The 18,147-nt window shown below is 63.0% G+C and carries 16 protein-coding genes; 8 read left to right on the forward strand and 8 right to left on the reverse strand.

Going from position 1 to position 18,147, the window contains the following annotated elements; all coding sequences use genetic code 11:
* Positions 1–103: 103 nt before the first annotated feature.
* The 4 genes from trpC to lexA all read left to right on the forward strand — a co-directional run bounded on the left by trpC (position 104) and on the right by lexA (position 3,498).
* The gene (gene trpC, locus EL2594_RS06455; RefSeq protein WP_011414231.1) at positions 104–889 is read left to right on the forward strand and encodes an indole-3-glycerol phosphate synthase TrpC; all 786 of its coding nucleotides are present in this window, start codon (positions 104–106) and stop codon (positions 887–889) included.
* Positions 890–1,043: 154 nt separating this feature from the next.
* Positions 1,044–1,514 carry a cyclic pyranopterin monophosphate synthase MoaC gene (gene moaC / locus EL2594_RS06460; protein WP_011414232.1) on the forward strand — a complete coding sequence of 157 codons (471 nt, stop codon included), beginning with the start codon at positions 1,044–1,046 and terminating at the stop codon, positions 1,512–1,514.
* Entirely contained in the window at positions 1,511–2,689 is a 1,179-nt protein-coding gene (locus EL2594_RS06465) for a molybdopterin molybdotransferase MoeA (protein WP_011414233.1), read from the forward strand. Before moaC ends, EL2594_RS06465 begins: the two co-directional genes overlap by 4 nt.
* 107 nt (positions 2,690–2,796) lie before the next feature.
* Complete coding sequence (lexA, locus tag EL2594_RS06470) at positions 2,797–3,498, forward strand: transcriptional repressor LexA (RefSeq protein ID WP_011414234.1); 702 nt, start codon at positions 2,797–2,799, stop codon at positions 3,496–3,498.
* A 68-nt stretch (positions 3,499–3,566) separates the two neighbouring features.
* Here the strand turns inward: lexA and EL2594_RS06475 are convergent, their stop codons facing one another.
* Positions 3,567–5,792 carry a ComEC/Rec2 family competence protein gene (locus tag EL2594_RS06475; RefSeq protein ID WP_011414235.1) on the reverse strand — a complete coding sequence of 742 codons (2,226 nt, stop codon included), beginning with the start codon at positions 5,790–5,792 and terminating at the stop codon, positions 3,567–3,569.
* 5 nt (positions 5,793–5,797) lie between these two features.
* Here EL2594_RS06475 and gltX point away from each other — a divergent pair, with 5 nt between their 5' ends.
* The 3 genes from gltX to EL2594_RS06490 are packed head-to-tail and all read left to right on the forward strand — an operon-like array spanning position 5,798 to position 8,769.
* Positions 5,798–7,246, forward strand: coding sequence for a glutamate--tRNA ligase (gene gltX / locus EL2594_RS06480; protein ID WP_041685155.1), 1,449 nt, complete (start codon positions 5,798–5,800; stop codon positions 7,244–7,246).
* A gap of 23 nt (positions 7,247–7,269) precedes the next feature.
* Complete coding sequence (locus EL2594_RS06485; RefSeq protein WP_011414237.1) at positions 7,270–8,553, forward strand: citrate synthase; 1,284 nt, start codon at positions 7,270–7,272, stop codon at positions 8,551–8,553.
* A gap of 12 nt (positions 8,554–8,565) precedes the next feature.
* Positions 8,566–8,769, forward strand: a complete 204-nt coding sequence (locus EL2594_RS06490; protein WP_011414238.1) for a hypothetical protein — start codon at positions 8,566–8,568, stop codon at positions 8,767–8,769.
* Here EL2594_RS06490 and EL2594_RS06495 read toward each other — a convergent pair.
* From EL2594_RS06495 to EL2594_RS06510, 4 genes are all read right to left on the reverse strand, one after another.
* Positions 8,766–10,178 carry a sensor histidine kinase gene (locus EL2594_RS06495; protein WP_011414239.1) on the reverse strand — a complete coding sequence of 471 codons (1,413 nt, stop codon included), beginning with the start codon at positions 10,176–10,178 and terminating at the stop codon, positions 8,766–8,768. The two genes, EL2594_RS06490 and EL2594_RS06495, sit on opposite strands and share 4 nt — an antisense overlap.
* Positions 10,163–11,140: a hypothetical protein gene (locus tag EL2594_RS06500; RefSeq protein WP_011414240.1), complete on the reverse strand. Its 978-nt coding sequence runs from the start codon at positions 11,138–11,140 to the stop codon at positions 10,163–10,165. The genes EL2594_RS06495 and EL2594_RS06500 overlap by 16 nt, the downstream gene beginning before the upstream one ends.
* 24 nt (positions 11,141–11,164) lie before the next feature.
* Positions 11,165–12,343: a hypothetical protein gene (locus EL2594_RS14885; protein ID WP_011414241.1), complete on the reverse strand. Its 1,179-nt coding sequence runs from the start codon at positions 12,341–12,343 to the stop codon at positions 11,165–11,167.
* A 77-nt stretch (positions 12,344–12,420) separates the two neighbouring features.
* A complete protein-coding gene (locus EL2594_RS06510) occupies positions 12,421–12,720 on the reverse strand; it encodes a hypothetical protein (RefSeq protein WP_011414242.1) in 300 nt (99 codons plus the stop codon).
* Positions 12,721–12,791: 71 nt separating this feature from the next.
* Here EL2594_RS06510 and EL2594_RS06515 point away from each other — a divergent pair, with 71 nt between their 5' ends.
* Positions 12,792–15,422 carry an ATPase gene (locus tag EL2594_RS06515; RefSeq protein ID WP_011414243.1) on the forward strand — a complete coding sequence of 877 codons (2,631 nt, stop codon included), beginning with the start codon at positions 12,792–12,794 and terminating at the stop codon, positions 15,420–15,422.
* Here the strand turns inward: EL2594_RS06515 and EL2594_RS06520 are convergent, their stop codons facing one another.
* The 3 genes from EL2594_RS06520 to EL2594_RS06530 are packed head-to-tail and all read right to left on the reverse strand — an operon-like array spanning position 15,423 to position 18,144.
* A complete protein-coding gene (locus EL2594_RS06520; protein WP_011414244.1) occupies positions 15,423–15,704 on the reverse strand; it encodes a DUF1467 family protein in 282 nt (93 codons plus the stop codon).
* 3 nt (positions 15,705–15,707) lie between these two features.
* A complete protein-coding gene (locus tag EL2594_RS06525) occupies positions 15,708–17,357 on the reverse strand; it encodes a ribonuclease J (protein ID WP_011414245.1) in 1,650 nt (549 codons plus the stop codon).
* A 7-nt stretch (positions 17,358–17,364) separates the two neighbouring features.
* Entirely contained in the window at positions 17,365–18,144 is a 780-nt protein-coding gene (locus EL2594_RS06530; protein ID WP_011414246.1) for a type III pantothenate kinase, read from the reverse strand.
* Between the last annotated feature and the right edge of the window lie 3 nt (positions 18,145–18,147).

Here is an 18,147-nt window from a genome sequence, read left to right on the forward strand (position 1 = left end):
GACGCAAAGCGTCTACGGCTGTCGTTTCCTGGAACACGCCCACCAGAAGTAAGTACAGGGCTTCGACAAGCTCAGCCCGAACGGATTTTAGTGTGGTGAATAAATGAACAAACTTGAAGAGATATGCGCCGCCAAGCTCGACGAAGTCGCGACGCGCAAGGCTGCGCTGTCGGATAGCGAATTGGCCGATCGCATCGCAGCCCAATCCGCGCCGCGCGGGTTCGAAGCCGCTCTGCGTGCCAAGGCCGTAACCGACTTCGCACTGATTGCCGAGATCAAGAAAGCCTCACCGTCGAAGGGTCTCATCCGCGCAGACTTTCATCCCGCAGACCACGCCCGCGCCTATGAGGCAGGCGGCGCGGCGTGCCTGTCCGTCCTGACCGATGAAGACTATTTCCAGGGCCACGCCGATTACCTGCGCGAAGCGCGCGATGCGTGCACCCTCCCCGCCCTGCGCAAGGACTTCATGGTCGATCCGTGGCAATGCGCCGAAGCCCGGAGCATGGGTGCCGACGCGATCCTGATTATCGTTGCGGCACTCTCCAATGCGCAGATGCACGAGATCGAAGCTGCTGCGCTGGAGCATCGGATGGATGCGCTGGTCGAAGTGCACGACGAAGAAGAAATGAGTCGCGCCCATGCGCTGCAATCGCGGCTGGTTGGCGTCAATAATCGCGACTTGAAAACCTTCACCACCGATCTCGCGACCACCGAGCGCTTGGCTCCGCTGGCACCCGCAGGCGCGCTTCTGGTCGGAGAAAGCGGTATCGACAACCACGCCGATTGCGTGCGGCTGTCGCAAGCGGGGGTCCAGACCTTCCTCGTTGGTGAGAGCCTGATGCGGCAGGACGACGTCGAAGCCGCCACCCGCGAACTTCTCGGCGGTTAGGACTGTCCTACCCTGCGCAGTTCTGGCAGACCTGCGGCATGTTGGACCGATCAAGCCTCTCTGCCGGCCCGTTTTACGCCCGAATTGGGACCGCAGATTTTTCTGCCCCTGGACAGTGGTCCATGCGGTCCATGTGTGCGGGAGCCGCGACGAAATGAGCCAGCTGACCCACCTCGACGACTCAGGCGCTGCGCATATGGTCGATGTCGGCGGCAAGCCCGCGACCGAACGCCTTGCGCGCGCTGGCGGGACGATCCGCATGAGCGCCGAAGCCCTCGCCGCGATCAAGGCAGGCGACGCACCCAAGGGCGATGTGCTTGGCACGGCGCGCATCGCCGGGATCATGGCGGCCAAGAAGACCGGCGAGCTGATCCCGTTGTGCCATCCGCTTGCGCTCGATGCGGTAGACGTCGCTTTCGAGTTCGGCGAGAGAGAAATCGCCGTTACTGCGACAGCATCGCTGACCGGCAAGACCGGTGTCGAGATGGAAGCGCTGACCGCGGCGAGCGTTGCCCTGCTTACGATCTACGACATGGCCAAGGCGCTCGACAAGGGCATGGTGATCGAAGGCCTGCGCCTGCTGGAAAAGCGCGGCGGCAAGTCGGGGCACTGGATCGCGAAATGAGCTTGCCGCACTTGAGTCTCGAGAATGCGCAGGCGCGGATGCTGGCGCTGCTGGAACCGTTGCCCATGGAGCGCGTGGCGGTCGAGGCGGCGCTCGGACGCTACCTGGCTGAGCCTCTCACCGCTGCGCGGACGCAACCCCCGGCGGACCTGTCGGCCATGGATGGGTACGCCGTGGCCGGCCAAGGGCCGTGGCGCCTCAAAGGGGAAAGCCGGTGTGGCGAGCCGTTCGCGGGGGCGATCCATGGCGGAGAATGCGTCCGCATTTCGACAGGCGCGGTCCTGCCGGAGGGTGCCGATCGCGTCCTGATCCAGGAAGATGCGGACGTTTCAGGCGACACCGTAATCCACACCGAGGATCCGCCGGTCGGCAAGCATATTCGCCGGAAGGGCTTTGAGTTCAGCCCCGGTCACACGCTGTTGGATGCCGGGACACGGATCGGACCCGCACATGTCGCGCTGATCCGCTCGGCAGGTCATGCCGAGGTCGCGGTCCAGGCCAGGCCGACGCTTGCCATCTTCGACAGCGGAGATGAGCTCAATTCCGATCCGACTGCCTGCGGCGTCCACGAAATCCCTGCCAGCAATGGCGCGATGCTGGCGGCACTGGCGGGCGCGCTGCCGTGCGACATCCACCAGAGCGATCCCTTGCCCGACCGTCTCGATGACATTGTCGCCGCTTTGGAGGCGCATCGCGGGGCCGACCTGATGGTGCTGACAGGTGGTGCCTCGGTCGGCGACCATGATCTGGCAAAGCCTGCACTGGACGCGGTCGGGGCGCAACTGGATTTCTGGAAGGTTGCCATGAAGCCTGGAAAACCGCTGATGGTCGCTCGGCGTGGCAAACAGCTTATCCTTGGCCTTCCCGGCAATCCCGTATCCGCCTTCGTGACCGGTTTCCTGTTCATGCTTCCGGCGCTGCGCAAGCTGCTCGGCGCTCGCGACTGCTTACCGCAAACCATCCACCTGCCTCTCGCGACCGATTGTCCTGCTGGAGGACCAAGGCGAGAATTCATGCGCGGGTCGCTCGCTGAGGGCGTCGTCCCCGCTCCGCAGCAAGACAGCAGTGCCCTCCTCACCCTCGCCCGATCAAATGTCCTGATCGACCGCCCCGCCCATGGCGACGAGGCGAAAGCGGGAACATCTGTTCCGTGCTTATTGTTGGAAATCCCCTGAATTGCTTGACTTACGAAAATTGGTTCCTTAATTGTTCCACATTCGTTCGCATTCGCGCGCGAAGTTGGAACGGGCCATTTGCGAGCCCAAAGAGGGAGCCAACACCCATGCTGACGGCAAAGCAGCACGAATTGATCCGCTTTATCCAGCAACGGCTGGAGGAGACGGGAATTTCGCCATCTTTCGAGGAAATGAAGGAGGCGCTCGATCTCAAGAGCAAGTCTGGGGTGCATCGCCTGATTTCCGCGCTCGAAGAACGCGGTTTCATCCGTCGCCTGCCCAACCGGGCGCGCGCGCTGGAAATTCTCAAACAGCCGGAAGATGTCGTAGGTGGCGGCGCCAAGGCCGCACAGTCAGGTTCGGAAGCCAGCAATGTGGTCGATATTCGTACCGCGCAGGCCAAGACCGTACCGGCTCCCATCAATGACGTGGTCGAAATTCCGCTCCACGGTCGTATCGCCGCCGGCGCGCCGATCGAGGCATTGGAAGATCACCAGTCGCTGCCCGTTCCCGCCGCCCTGCTCGGTCCGGGCGATCACTACGCGCTTGAAGTCTCTGGCGATTCCATGATCGAGGCGGGCATCTTCGACGGCGACTTCGCCCTTATCCGCCGCACGGACTCCGCACGCGATGGCGAGATTGTCGTGGCGCTGGTCAATAACGAGGAAGCGACGCTCAAATACCTGCATCGCGACAGCGGCAGGGTCCGGCTCGATCCGGCCAATGCCAGTTATGAAGCGCAGGTCTACGATCCGCATCAGGTGCAGGTGCAGGGCAAGCTCGCCGGTTTGCTGCGCCGATACCACTGATCTGCACAAGCTAGGGGGCGCGGCACTGTCCCCGCAACTGCGATCCCGCTCGCAGCAGGCTTCCCCGCCTACCGCCGCGCCCCCTTCTCCCGACCTCTCCACCAGCCATGCTCGCCCTCCCCCTGGGCCACGCTGGTGAACCGCTCCTCCTCCAGAAACAGCGCCAGGCCCCCGGACTGGCCCAGGAACCGCCGATCCGCCTTGAGCCATTGCGGCCGGCAAGAGCGGGGCAACCACCTATCGGCAATCACGATGTGGGAGCGTTCGCATGCCGCCGCCAGCGCCCGCTCCTCGACCCGGTCCCGGCTCCGCGCCATCAGCACATGCCAGTCCCGCCCGCCACGCTGGATGGTCACCGTGCAGAAGTCCCTGCTGCACTGTGCGCCCGGCCAGTCCGTAATCGTCACCGGCTCGCCCGACATGCCGGCAAGCTCCATCAGGTTGTCCCTTGCATAGTCCGATCGGCTCTCCCGCAGCATGATCAGCCGATTGTCCTCGGCGATGCCCACGTGCCGACCATCACCAGAGATCAGGATGTCGGGCACTGGCGTGAGCAGCAGCAGAAGGGTCCCCGCCGCAACCGGTGCGAAGCCAAGCAATCGGCGGCGTCCCTTCCACAAGGCGAGCCACAATCCGCCCGCCACGAACAGCGACAGCGTCCCCAGCCCCATCTGCGGCATCAGTTTGACCGCGCCTGGCTGGCTCGAAGTGAAATGCGCAATGCCCAGCAGCAGATCGAGCGACTGCCCGACCAACCACCATACCGGCTCACCCAGTCCGACAGCGTCCAGCGCCAATGCTATCGCAATCAGCGGCATAGAAATGAAGGTCACCAATGGGATCGCAATGACATTGGCGAGCGCCCCGTAGACGCCAGCCCGATGGAAATGGAACAGCACGATCGGCATCAAAGCGATCTCGATCACCAACCCGGTAACGAGCAGCATCAGCGCGCGCCGACCGACATGTGCAAACCAGCCCTCTTCGCGCGGCGCGAGGAAGCGTTTGACCGGCTCTGCATTGTGCAGCGCCACGATGGCGATCACAGCCGCAAAGCTCATCTGGAAACTCGGCCCGACCAGCGACTCCGGCCACAACAGCAGCACGAACACTGCTGCCACTGCCACCATCCGCAGCGACAGCGGCTCGCGCCCGAGCGCGAGTGCAATCAGCACCAGCACCGCTGCCGCACAGCTCCGCACTGTGGGTACTTCAGCACCCGTCAGGAGCGTGTAGCCGATCCCGGCCAGCGCGCCGATGCCCGCAGCCACCAGCGGCAGTCGGACCCGCAAGGCCAGCCACGGCCACAGCGCCAAGAGCTTGAGCGAGAGGATGTAAGCGGCGGCGATGATCGCGCTCACATGCAAGCCGCTGATGGAAAGCAGGTGCGTCAGCCCTGCATCGCGCATCGCCTCTTCGTCCGCCTCCGTAATCGCCCCCCTGTCGCCGCTGGCAAAGGCCGCTGCGATAGTCCCTGCCGAACCATCAACCCGGTCGCGCACGTGGCCCGAAAGAAAGCGCTGCACCGCAGCCAGTCCGGTGGGTGGAGGTGGAGGTTCGACCAATTCGATCTCGCCGAGCACCGATCCCGTCGCAGCATAGCCATCGAACCACGCTCTTCTTGCGAAATTGTACGCCCCCGGCACCATCGGCGGTGCGGGTGGCATCAACCTCGCGCGAAACCGGACGACCGCGTTTTCGCGCAGGTCATCCCGGGCCCGCTCCAGTGGCACATTTATGCGGATCTTGCGTGCTTCTCCGGCTTCGGCATCGCGCACAGCCAGCACCAGCCTGATCCGGTCGCGCGAAGGCTGTTCCTCGCGTTCGAGAACCCTCCCCTGGTACCATTGCACTTGCGGAGCCGGCAGCGCCTCCGCGCCGATCGTGGCAGACCGGGCCCAGATGAGACCTGTCCCGAATCCGACAGCAAGCGAAACCGCCACCACAGCCATGCCGAATTGCTTGAGATCGGTCTGCCGGATCATCAGCCAACCGCCGAGCGCAGCCAGTCCACACGAACCGATCAAAGCGCTCCACTGCCATGGATTATCGAGCAGGAACCACAGGCTTATGCCGAAACACAGACTGACCGCGATCCACGGCGCTCTGTCGAAGCCGGAAGCTCCCAGCGCACGTTCGGCGAAATCGCCTATGCTGGACAAGCGCCAGCGTGAATGCCAAGGGCGTTGCTGCAATGCAACATGACCTTGCGCCAGGTCGCCTGCCACCGGAATCAGTGGGGGCGGATCAGTGGCGCTACCGGTCGCCATGATCTCGATTGGAAAGGAAGCCACGCAGGATGGCAAGTAAAGATGACGCTGGAACGAGTAATGTCGTCACCCGTTTCGCCCCATCACCTACCGGATATTTGCACCTGGGCGGCGCGCGCACCGCGTTGTTCAATTGGCTATTCGCGCGCCACTACGGCGGCAAGGCGCTTCTACGCATCGAAGATACCGACAAGAAGCGCTCGACCCAAGATGCCATCGACAAAATTCTCGAGGGTCTCGATTGGCTCGGCCTCGACTATGACGATACGCCGCTGTTCCAATCGGAACGCGGATCCCGCCATGTCGAAGTGGCGGAGAAGCTGCTTGAATATGGCTATGCCTATCGCTGCTACGCCACGCAGGAAGAGCTTGAGCAAATGCGGGCCGCTCAACGCGCGGCCAAACAACCGCAACGCTATGACGGCCGCTGGCGTCATCGAGATGCCTCGGAAGCCCCTGCAGGCTCCCCTTTCGTCGTCCGATTGAAAACGGCTGAAGATGGTGAGACGACTATCGAAGATAAAGTGCAGGGCAGGGTCACTGTCCGCAATGAAGAATTGGATGACTATATCCTGCTGCGCGCTGATGGCTCGCCGACCTACATGCTCGCCGTAGTCGTCGACGACCATGACATGGGCGTGACCCATGTTATCCGTGGCGACGATCATCTCAACAACGCCTTCCGGCAGCTGCCGATCTACCATGCGATGGACACCATCGAAGGCGGCTGGCCCGAGCCGGTCTATGCACATGTCCCGCTGATCCACGGCCAAGACGGTGCCAAGCTGTCCAAGCGGCATGGCGCGGTCGGCGTCGAGGCCTATCGCGACGAAATGGGCGTGCTTCCCGAGGCACTGTTCAATTACCTCCTCCGCCTCGGCTGGGGGCACGGCGACCAGGAAGAATTCACACGAGAACAAGCCATCGAGCTCTTTACGCTGGAAGGAGTTGGAAAGAGTGCCTCGCGCTTCGATACGAAAAAGCTGCTCAACCTCAACGGACACCATATCCGCGAGGCGGACAATGCGCGCCTCGCAGCGCTGGTTGCGGCCAAGATTGGCCCGGCGGCGGACGAAGCTTTGCTGACGCAAGCGATGGAGGTTCTCAAGGTCCGAGCCAAGGACATCAACGAACTGGCCGAGGGCGCAGCGTTCCTGTTCAGCAAACGCCCGCTTGAAATGACCGAAAAGGCGGAGAAGCTGCTCGACGGGGAAGGCCGCGAAAGATTGGCGAAGGTTTCCGAGGCTTTGAGCGCTGAAAATGACTGGACAATCGAGGCCCTCGAAGCCACTACGAAAGCGCTCGCCGAGCGCCTCGAACTGGGCCTTGGCAAGCTGGCGCAGCCCATGCGTGCAGCTTTAACGGGGACGACGACGTCCCCCGGAATTTTCGATGTGCTCGTCCTGCTCGGCAGAGAGGAGTCCCTGGCGCGGATAGACGCGCAGGCGACCCCGGCCGAAGAAGGCGCGAACGGATAGACTGATTTTAGGAGAACACGACAATGGCAGACACGGCAAAGCTAGAGCTGAATGGCCAGTCCCATGAGTTTCCCGTGTTGCAAGGCACGACCGGCCCCGATGTGGTCGACATCCGCAAGCTTTACGGTGCCACCGGTGCCTTCACCTTCGATCCCGGCTACAAATCCACCGCCAGTTGTGAAAGCGCGCTGACCTATATCGACGGCAACGAGGGCGTGCTGCTGCATCGCGGCTACCCGATCGGCCAGCTGGCCGAACAATCGAGCTTCATGGAAGTAAGCTACCTGCTGCTCAACGGCGAGCTGCCGAAGCAGGACGAGCTCGATGACTTCACTTACACCATCACCCGTCACACCATGCTGCACGACCAGCTGCGACAGTTCTACCAGGGCTTCCGCCGCGATGCGCACCCGATGGCGATCATGTGCGGCGTCGTGGGCGCGCTGTCGGCGTTCTATCACGACAGCACCGACATTTCCGATCCCGAGCACCGCAAGATCAGCAGCCACCGTCTGATCGCCAAGATGCCGACGATTGCCGCCATGGCCTACAAATACGCCGTCGGTCAGCCCTTCCTACAGCCGAAGAACGACTTGAGCTATACGGGCAATTTCCTGCGCATGACCTTCGGTGTTCCAGCAGAGGATTACGAAATCCACCCCGCTATCGAGCGAGCGATGGATCGCATCTTCATTCTGCACGCCGATCACGAACAGAACGCGTCGACCTCGACCGTGCGCCTTGCCGGCTCGTCGGGGGCCAACCCCTTCGCGTGTATTGCTGCCGGAATTGCGTGCCTGTGGGGCCCGGCGCACGGCGGTGCCAACGAAGCCGCGCTCAACATGTTGCAGGAAATCGGCAGCCCCGATCGCATCCCGCACTATATCGAGCGCGCGAAGGACAAGAATGACCCCTTCCGCCTGATGGGCTTCGGCCACCGGGTCTACAAGAATTACGATCCGCGTGCGACCGTGATGCAGCAGACGCTGCGCGAGGTCTTCGAAGCGCTCAACGTCCAGGATCCGGTCTTCGAAGTCGCGCTTCAGCTGGAAGAGATCGCCCTCAACGACGATTACTTCAGGGAAAAGAAGCTCTTCCCGAATGTCGACTTCTACTCGGGTATCATCCTGAACGCGATCGGCTTCCCGACCACCATGTTCACTGCGCTGTTCGCCCTTGCCCGTACGGTCGGCTGGGTCGCACAGTGGAATGAGATGATCTCCGATCCAGGCCAGGTCATCGGTCGCCCGCGCCAGCTCTACACCGGGCCGACCGAGCGCGACTACGTGCCGATCGGTCAACGCTAAGCGACAGGGCGCATGCGCCTTCCGGGGTTCCTGTTGCAGATCGCGGGCCTGACGATGCTCCTCACAGGGGCATGGTGGGTATTGCAGGGCCTTTCGATCATAGGCGATTCCGAAACCAGCTATATCGCCGGCAAGCAGCAGTGGGCCTATATCGGTGCGGGAGTGTTTGCACTGGGCGGGGTGGCTCTGAGTCTGTCGCGCCGCTTTCGCCGTTAGGGCTTTGATCTTTTTGCAGGCGAAACCGGCAATGTAAGCGTAAACGTTGCGCCTTCGCCGCGCGTGCTTTTAACTTTCAGGTCGCCACCCATCGCCCGTGCGAGGCGGCGCGAGATATAGAGGCCAAGGCCGGAGCCACCATCGCCGGAGCGGCCGAGACGTTCGAATTTGTCGAAGATCGCCGCCTGTTGCTCCGTGTCGATGCCGGGGCCTTCGTCGATGACCCGCGCGCCGGCAACCTTTCCATTGCGTGCGAGTTCGACGCGGATCCTGGAGCCGACAGGCGAATAGCGGATGGCATTACCGATCAGATTCAGCAGGACCTGCAATACCCTCCGGAATTCGCCGATCGCGGGGCATGACTGATCCTTGTCCGGGACGAGTATTTCGATCTGTTTTTCCTGCGCCGTCACGCCGAGAATTCCCGCGGCCTGCCGCACCACTTGCACCAGGTCGATCTTGTCCGGGGCGGTAGAAAAGCCTTCGGATTCGATGATCTCAAGATCGGCAAGATCGTCGATCAGCGAAAGGAGATGTTGCCCCGCATTGGCGATGTCTGCGGCATAGTCGCTATACTCGTCGGCAAGCGGACCGGCGAGCTTGGTACGGATTGTCTCGGCATTTGCGATGATCCGCGAAACCGGTTGGCGGAGCACAGGCGAGAGATCGCGCCCCATGCGAGCCTGCACTTCCTTGTTTTGCCCACGCCTCCGGTCGGATCGCTGAACCCAGGCCCGGTTGGCGACGAGATAGAGCTCGAAGCCTTCACTCCCCGGTTCGGGTGTCCCCATGGGAATGAGCCGCGCCGTCCATTGCCGTGGGCTGCCCTCGATCTCGCAGCGGGCCTGGTCGAGAAGGCGCCAATGGAATGGCTGGGCATGAGCGATGCCGGGCAGCGAAACATAGTCGGTCCAGCGCCGTCCGGGGTCGGCCTTGATCGCCTTGACCAGCGGCTGGAGGTCGTCGGCGTCGGTGTCGATCGTGATGATACGCTGTTCGGCATCGAGCCGCGCATGCAATTCGGCGAGGGCATTGTCGATCGCATCGCGCCGGGCAGCTGCGGCGTCTTCACTTTCGGCTTGCGGCACCGCCACTTGCCATGTCTGCACGGTGATCGCACATCCTTGCTCCACTTCGCCGTTATAAGGAGCGACTTCGACCCAGGCCGTGATGCGGGACTCACCATCGAATGCGCGAATGGTCCGCGCAAGACGCAGATCCATCTCTCGCGCCTTGCGTACGAGCTGCCTCAGTTCATGGATCGCAATGGTGCCCGGAATTTCCCCTCCACACCTGGATTGCAGGCTCGCGAGCGGGTCATCCGCTTCGACGAGACGATCCCCGGCGTCAGTGCGCGCTTTGGCAAGAACTGTGGATTTGCGTCGATCCACTGTCAGGACACCCGCCATCCGGGCGAGGCTGCAAGCATCGCCTGCGCCCGCTCGACCCTCAACTGGGAAAATCCTTCGGGCAGTGATACCTCGGGATGAATATAGAGGAATTGCTCCTCGACTTCCTTCGGGTTCAGACCCGCAGCGCGCAGTGCGAGGGCAAGGCGGGCCAATTGTCTATCATTGGTCGACAGAGCCACAACGTCGCGATCCTGTTGCGAGCCAGATGCCAGAGCCGTCAGAAACAGGGAAACGCCGGCGTGAGCGATGGACAGGGCTGCGCGGTGACCATTTCCCATTCCTTCGACAAGACGCGACAGCAGGCCTAGCCGGCTGGCACTCTCGTCGTAATTCCTGCGCATGGCCGTCTCGATTTTTCCGACCAAACCTTCATCCAGGCCGTCACTGAAACCGTACCAACACTGCAATGCCTGATGGAAAAGGTCGGCGGGCAATTCCGTCAAGGGCAAGAACATGCGCTTCTGATGCTGCATGAAGCGGGCCTGGGACGCGAGCGCCGTCATGGCCAGGCTCGCAGTCTCGGCGTCGTCCGACGCGACCAGCGACTGCAATAGCGGCGACAAAGTGGGATCGATGGCATTGCGACGCTGCAAGCGAAGGGCCAACTGGCTTTCGATCGCAAGCCCGTGGCAGTGCAGCAGGAAAGCGGGATCGCGGGCGATCAATTCGGCCAATTCAGCGGCATTACGCTCGGCGAACCCGCGCGCATCGGCATCTTGGGCGACCTCGGCTTGAAGCTCGAGAAGCTGACTTGCTACGCTGAGAACCATGCCGCGAACGCGTGCGATGATTTCGTCGCTGAACAAGGAATGATCGTGATTTGCCAGAAGATGCCCGAGGATCGGACCTATCGTTCCCAGCATGACGTCGCCATGCGCGAGCTCATCGCGCAGGATCGCCTCGACGGGCGCTTCGGCTGTAGAGCTAGCGTTCATATCAATCATCTCGGCCTCGACCATAGAGGCTGCCTTAGCGGGCCATGGTTAAGTCCGCGTTATTATTGAACCCCGGCGAAAATCGAGGCCGATGGCGGACACTGCGACTATGGTGAGCGCGGCGACGCCGATGAACCATGCGTTGAAGGCACCGAAGATCACGAAAGTTGCCCATATGAGTTCGTGATGGCGGAAAAGCGAGCGGCCGCGGGCCGACATGCTTCGCGCCAGGATCCAGCAGAAATAGGTCAGGAGCGTCATGTAAATTGCTGACTCTATTGGGAATTCCGTGGCCAGCGCCGCTGCGACGGCAATTAGTCCGACGAGGTCAGGAGCGTGCAATGACAGATCCGGCAGGATTGTCGGGGGTTTGCCGGAAAAGAACCTCGGGTCGCGCTCGCGGCGATAGGCGAACCAGGTGCGCAAACCCGCGATCGCGAGGGCGACCAGTCCCAGCGCGATAGCGAATTGCGAGAAATACAGGCCAGCAACGGCGGCGATCACCGCGAGAAGACTGGCACAGAGAATCACGTTGGCGATGGTATTCCTGCCCACCAGCGCGGCGCCGACCCTCTCGGCAGGAGCGCGCACCGTGACCTCCCCGCCATCCTCAGGACCCGACCCCGCCTTGCCCGAAGATCGCCCCTCGGACTGCAGGCTCCATTCCCCGGCAGCGAGCCATTCTTCGGGCAGATCGGACTCGCTTATCCGCGCCGCCCGCGCCGCCCTGAGGAGAGCGGACACCGGCTCCATGTCGTCCGGGAGAGCCTCGAGCTGCTCCACTATCCTGCCCGGCAGGACCATCGCCCCGCCCCATGCGTAGTCGCGGTCGAGCCGCTCGAACCCCGCGTTCATGCCGCTGTCTGCAGGCAGCCTCAAGAGCGCCGGCCCGGACGTGAGCATTGCCAGCCCGTCGCCTTGCCCCACCACCAGCCCTTCGGCCAGCACAACCAGCTCGTCCTGCTGCCGCAGCGCGCCGAGCAGCTGCCGTCCGTGCGTGAGAAGCCGAAACCGGGCACCGCCGCTTTCGGCCAGGTGCTGCGCAGCGATGGCGACATCATCCTGCCGCGACGCGAGAAGCCAGATCCGCCCGCATCCTGCGGCCAAAGCGAGGTCGACCTGCCTCTCCAGCGCACTCGCGCCGGCGACCATGCGCCTGTTGGATATGGCAGCACCGTCCGCTTCGCTGAGCGACAACAAGGCCACGCGTGACATATCCAGTTCCATGTGGGCGACAGGAATAGGCCGCCGCCCCGCCCAAGCCAAGCGGGTGCGGCACCGTCATACCAATCTGGATTGGTCGATCACCTGTCGAAGTCGTCGATGAAGGCGGTCAGCTTGCGCAGGACGACCGGATCGCCGGGCGCAGTCTCGACCGCTTCATCCGCCAGCACCATCAGCGGTTCGGCGTGAAAGCTGGCTGCGAGCCCCTTGATGCGCTGCGCGGCGACCACCCAGTTTCCGTCGCATCGCGCCCGTGACAACAGGTCGACCTGCTGCTCCAGGCTCTCGCGAAATGCTGCGCGAAGTTCGGCATGCAGGGAAGAATCCTCCCCGGCAGCTGCCGACAGGGTCGCAGAAAAGGCGCCATACTCGAATGCCATAATGCCACAGCTAGTCGCATTTGGGTTAATGCGGGGTTTAATCGGCCCCCGAACGTGGTAGTTTCCCGCTTATGAGCGGGGGACATCATATCCGTGCAATCGGCGCCGATGGCAACGAGCAAGGCACCAGTGTCGAAGTGGACGCAGCAGAAGAAACCGCTGCATCGCCCACAGTCGAAGATGAAGCTGCATGGGACGAGGATTGGGAGGACTCGCACTCAACCAGCGGGAAAGGCTGGGTTTTCCCGACGATCGCGGGTTTCGCCATCGTTGCCTGGACAGCGTTCTTCGTTTGGGCCCACCGCGACGCGATGGTGGCTCCGGCGACGCCGCAGCAATGGGTCGACTGGATCAGCCAATGGTCCTTGCCGGTTGCGCTGGTGCTGGCCGGCTGGATCCTGATTCAGCGCAATTCCACCCGCGAAGCCAATCGCTATGCGCAGGCCGCAAACGCCCTGGCCACGGAATCGGTCCTGCTGGAAGAGCGGCTGACGACGGTGAACCGCGAACTCAGCCTCGCGAGGGAATTCCTTTCGTCCCAGGGGCTCGAGCTCGAATCCTTCGGCAGGAGAGCGAGCGAGCGACTTTCCGAGCACGCCGACCACCTGCAAACGCTGGTGCACGACAATGGCGAGCAGGTCGACCGTATCGCGACCGTCAGCACGACGGCGCTCGAAAACATGGACAGGTTGCGCGGCGACTTGCCGGTAATCGCAAATTCCGCGCGCGATGTCGCCAACCAGATCGGCAACGCCGGCAGCACGGCCGAAGAGCAGATCGAACGTCTTGTCAGCGGGTTCGACCGGCTCAACGAATTCGGCCAGGCCAGCGCAAGACAGGTGAATGCACTCAGCGACAAGGTCGATGCTACCCTCGCGGCATTCGAAGCGCAGGCCGCGAAAATGGAGGACGTCACGGCCACCCGTTTCGCGACGCTGCGCGAGAAGAGCGAGGAATTCCGGACCGAGATGGACGGGCGCGAAGTCGAGACCCTCGCCGCCATGCGTCGCCGCGCCGAGCAACTGGCCGAAGAACTCGCTGCCACCAGCGGTACGATCGACGAGCAGGAAGAAGAAGCGCTCAAGAGCATGCGCGCCCGCCTCACCGGTCTTCGCACGGAAAGCGACACGATCGCGCGCGCCATCCGCGACGGGGAAGAAGAAGCAAAAGCGCTGTGGATCGCCCAGATCGACAGCATGAAGGAAAGGCTCGCCTCAGCGGTCGAGCAGATCAAGACGATCGACGAACAGGCCCTGGAAACCGCCAATCGCAAACTGCAGGCGCTGCGCGACGAGGCGGTGCAGGTCGATGCCCGGCTGGCCGAGCGCAACGATCTCTTCAACACCCAGATGGAAGAGCGCAAGTCGGCGATCGAAAGCGGCGAGCAACAGGCGCTTGAAGCGCTGCGAGGCCAGCTGGAAATTCTCGATGCCGAGCTCGCCGATCGCCGCACACGGCAGGCCGAAGCCGCCGAGGCCTTGCGCGAAACGACGCATGCAACGGCCACCGAGGTCGGCGAGCTCGTCACGCAGATCGACAGCCTCGTTGCCCGGGGCCGCGATGCACAGGCGGAACTGGTCGGCACGACGGAAGCGGTAGCGGGGAAACTCTCGGCAAGTCGCGAAGATCTGGTCGCGACGCAGGGCGTCATCGAAGAGATGACCGAAGCCTGCGTCCGCCTGCTGGAGCTTATTCAGGCCAGCGCGCAACACAGCAAGGGCGAATTGCCGGCAGCCATTGCGGCGGCCGAAGAGCGCCTTGCCGCCACCCGCGAAGGCACGGAACAATTGGGATTGCTGCTTGGCGAAAGCCTCGATCGGTCCGAGCGGATATCGAATTACGTCATTTCCGCGAACGAGACCGGCGGAGCACTCGAAACCCGCACCGGCGAGCTGCAGGAGCGGCTCTCGGCGCTGAGTGCGCGCTATATCGAGGAAATCGACAACTTGCGCGCTTCAATTGGCGCGCTCGAAGACGATGGCAAGCGCACGGCAGAGACCTCGCTTGCCGCCCTGCGCGAAGCGATCGATGCGCTGCAGGACAAGGTCAAACAGGCGATGGTGCTGGCCGGGCAGCAAAGTTCGGGCACGATCGATGCCATCGCCGACGGTATTGCCAAGCGCTCCGCAGACGCCATCGACCGCGCGGTCCGCGAACAATCGGACAGTGCGATCGCCGAACTGGACAAGGCGGCCACCAGATCGACTGCCTCTGCCCGCGAAGCGGCGGTCCAGCTGCGCGACCAGCTCGCCCTCGTCAACGAATTGGCCGGCAATCTCGAAAGCCGCGTCGCCCTCGCCCGCGAACGCGCGGAGGAGCAGGTCGACAACGATTTCGCGCGCCGCGTCGCGCTGATTACCGAAGCGCTGAACTCCAACTCGATCGATATCGCCAAGTCGCTCTCGACCGACGTCACCGACACCGCATGGGCAAGCTACCTGCGGGGCGATCGCGGTATCTTCACCCGCCGCGCGGTTTCGCTCCTGTCGAACACCGAAGCGCGCGAGATCGCCGAACTCTACGATTCAGACCACGAGTTCCGCGACCATGTCAGCCGCTACATCGCCGATTTCGAAGCGATGCTGCGGACCATGCTGTCGACCCGCGACGGCAATGCGATCGGCGTGACCCTGCTGAGCTCCGACATGGGCAAGCTATACGTTGCGCTGGCCCAGGCGATCGAGCGCCTGCGCGACGACTAGTTAGCGAACGAGGTCGTCTGGCCGCTGGAAGATGTCGATCATGTCGACCGTGACCCACTGATACTCCCAATTGAGCACCCATAGCGTGGTCAGCACGATCGACAGGCCGGTGGCCCTGGCCGCGATCCTGCCGGGGCGAAAATTGACCGGCGCACTGTCGGCCTGACCCGGGATCTTCTCGACCCCTGCCTCATCGGCCGTTTTCACGCCGAAGGGCAGCAGGATGAACGCGCTCATGACCCAGAACAGGGCATAGACCGCGAGAATAGAGGTCCATGCCACGGCTCAGCCCTCCGCCAGCATGACCTTGACCTGCGGGCGCTTGCCCGACCAGCGCGTCGCTGCGCGGCGGGTCGCAAGGCGGGCGGCTTCGATCACGGCATCGCGGTCGCTCGCCGCCTTGCCTTTCAATCGGCGCAACGCCTCGACGATGTCCGCCTGCGCTTCCTCGACAAAGTCCGCGTAGTCCTCGTCGAGCGGCAGCCCCAAAGCTTCCACCTGCGGCCCGCCCTTGTGATCGAGCACGACCATGACCACCCCGTTGAAGGCCAGCCTGCGCCGCATGACGATGCTTTCGCCGTCGGCGGGCACGATGATGTCGCCATCCAGCACAAGGCGACCGGTATGGACCTGCGCCACCCTGCCCGACGCGCCGGGCGCAAGGCGCACGATGTCGCCATTGGACTGGAAGGTGCAGTGTTCGATGCCCTCGGATTTCCCGAAGCGGCACTGCTCCTGCATGTGGCGGATTTCGCCATGGACCGGCACGAGGATATCGGGCCGCAGCCATCCGTAGAGCGCGGCCAGCTCAGGCCGGCCAGGATGCCCTGAAACGTGGATCATGCTCTGCCGGTCGGTTACCATCACGATGCCGCGCTCGGCCAAGCGGTTCTGGACCTTGCCGATGCCGATCTCGTTGCCCGGGATCTGGCGGCTGGAAAACATCACGACATCGCCACTGGTGAGCTCAATGGGATGGTTTTGCTCGGCAATCCGGCTGAGCGCCGCGCGCGGCTCGCCCTGCCCTCCGGTGGCGAGGATCATGACCTGCCCGCGCGGCAGCCCCATCGCCGTGTCCCAATCCACCAGTTCGGGGAAGTCGGCGAGATAGCCGGACTGCTTGGAGACGTCGATGATGCGCTCGATCGACCGACCGGCCACGCACAGCGCCCGCCCGGTTTCTTTTGCGACTTCGCCCAAGGTCTGCAGCCGAGCGACATTGGAGGCGAAGGTCGTTACCAGCACGCGCCGCCCGTCCCATTTGCGAACTTCATCGAGCAAGCCCTTGTAAACAGCGCCTTCCGAGCCGCTGGATTTGGGATTGAAGACATTGGTGCTGTCGCAGACCAGCGCCAGCACGCCCTCGTCTCCAATTTCGCGCAATTCCTCTTCCGTAGTCGGCTCGCCGATGATCGGATCCTCGTCGAGCTTCCAGTCGCCGGTGTGGAAGATGCGGCCGTGCGGCGTGTCGATCAGCAGCGCATTGCCTTCGGCAATCGAGTGCGCGAGCGGCAGATAGGTGATGGTGAACGGACCCAGCTCGATCTCGCCGTGATCTTCCTCGATGATGTTGATCTCGATTGCGGTGTCGAGCCCGGCCTCTTCGAGCTTGCGCAGCACCAGCTCGGCGGTGAACGGCGTGGCATAGAGCGGAACGCCCAATTCCTCGGCGAAATAGGGCACCGCGCCGATGTGATCCTCGTGCGCATGTGTCAGCACCACGCCCAGCAGGTCCTTGCGGCGCTCCTCGATAAATTCGAGGTCGGCAAAGACCAGCTCGGTGCCCGGATACTCGTTGGCGCCGAAGGTCATGCCGAGGTCCACCATCAGCCATTTGCCCTGGCAGCCGTAGAGATTGACGTTCATGCCGATCTCGCCCGACCCACCGAGCGCAAGGAACAGCAGCTCGTCTTCCGGCGTGTAATCTTTTTTCATAGGTCTCTTATTGCTTCGATGCGTGTTCGGCGAGGATCGCGAGACCCTCGATGGTAAGGTCCGCATCGACGTGGTCGAAAATGTCGGTTTTCTCGTCGAACAGGATGGCAAGCCCGCCGGTCGCGACGACTTTCGCCGGGCGACCGATCTCCGCGCGCATGCGCTCGATCAGGCCTTCCATCATCGCGACATGCGCCCAGAACACGCCGATCAGCATCTGATCTTCGGTGTTGCGTCCGATAACGCTGGCGGTCTCCGGCGCGCGAATGGCGATGCGGGGGAGCTTGGCGGTCTTGCCGACGAGTGCGTCGAGAGAAAGATTGATCCCCGGCGCGATGATTCCGCCCTTGTAGGTGCCGTTGAAATCGATCGCCTCGAGCTTGGTCGCGGTGCCGAAATCGACGACGATCAGGTCGCCGCCATATTTCTCGTGCGCGGCGAGGATATTGAGCGCGCGGTCGGCGCCCAGCGAACTCGGCTGGTCGACATCGGCCTGGAACGGCCACGCCGCCTTGCCCTCGCCCGCGACCAGGGGCGCGATACCGAAATATTTCTCGCACAGCACGGTGAGGTTGTGGTTCGCGCGGGGGACCACGGAGGCAAAGATGATCTGCGTAATCTCTTCGCGCTGCACACCCTCGATCTGGAGCAACTGGAGCAGCCAGACGGCGTATTCGTCGCCCGTCCGCCGCGGGTCGGTCGCGATACGCCAGCGGGCGCGGATGTCGCGGCCTTCGAACAGCGCGAAGACGACATTGGTGTTCCCGACATCGGCGGCTAGCAGCATGTC

Source organism: Erythrobacter litoralis HTCC2594, from assembly GCF_000013005.1.
In the GTDB taxonomy this organism is placed as follows: Bacteria; Pseudomonadota; Alphaproteobacteria; order Sphingomonadales; family Sphingomonadaceae; genus Parerythrobacter; species Parerythrobacter litoralis_A.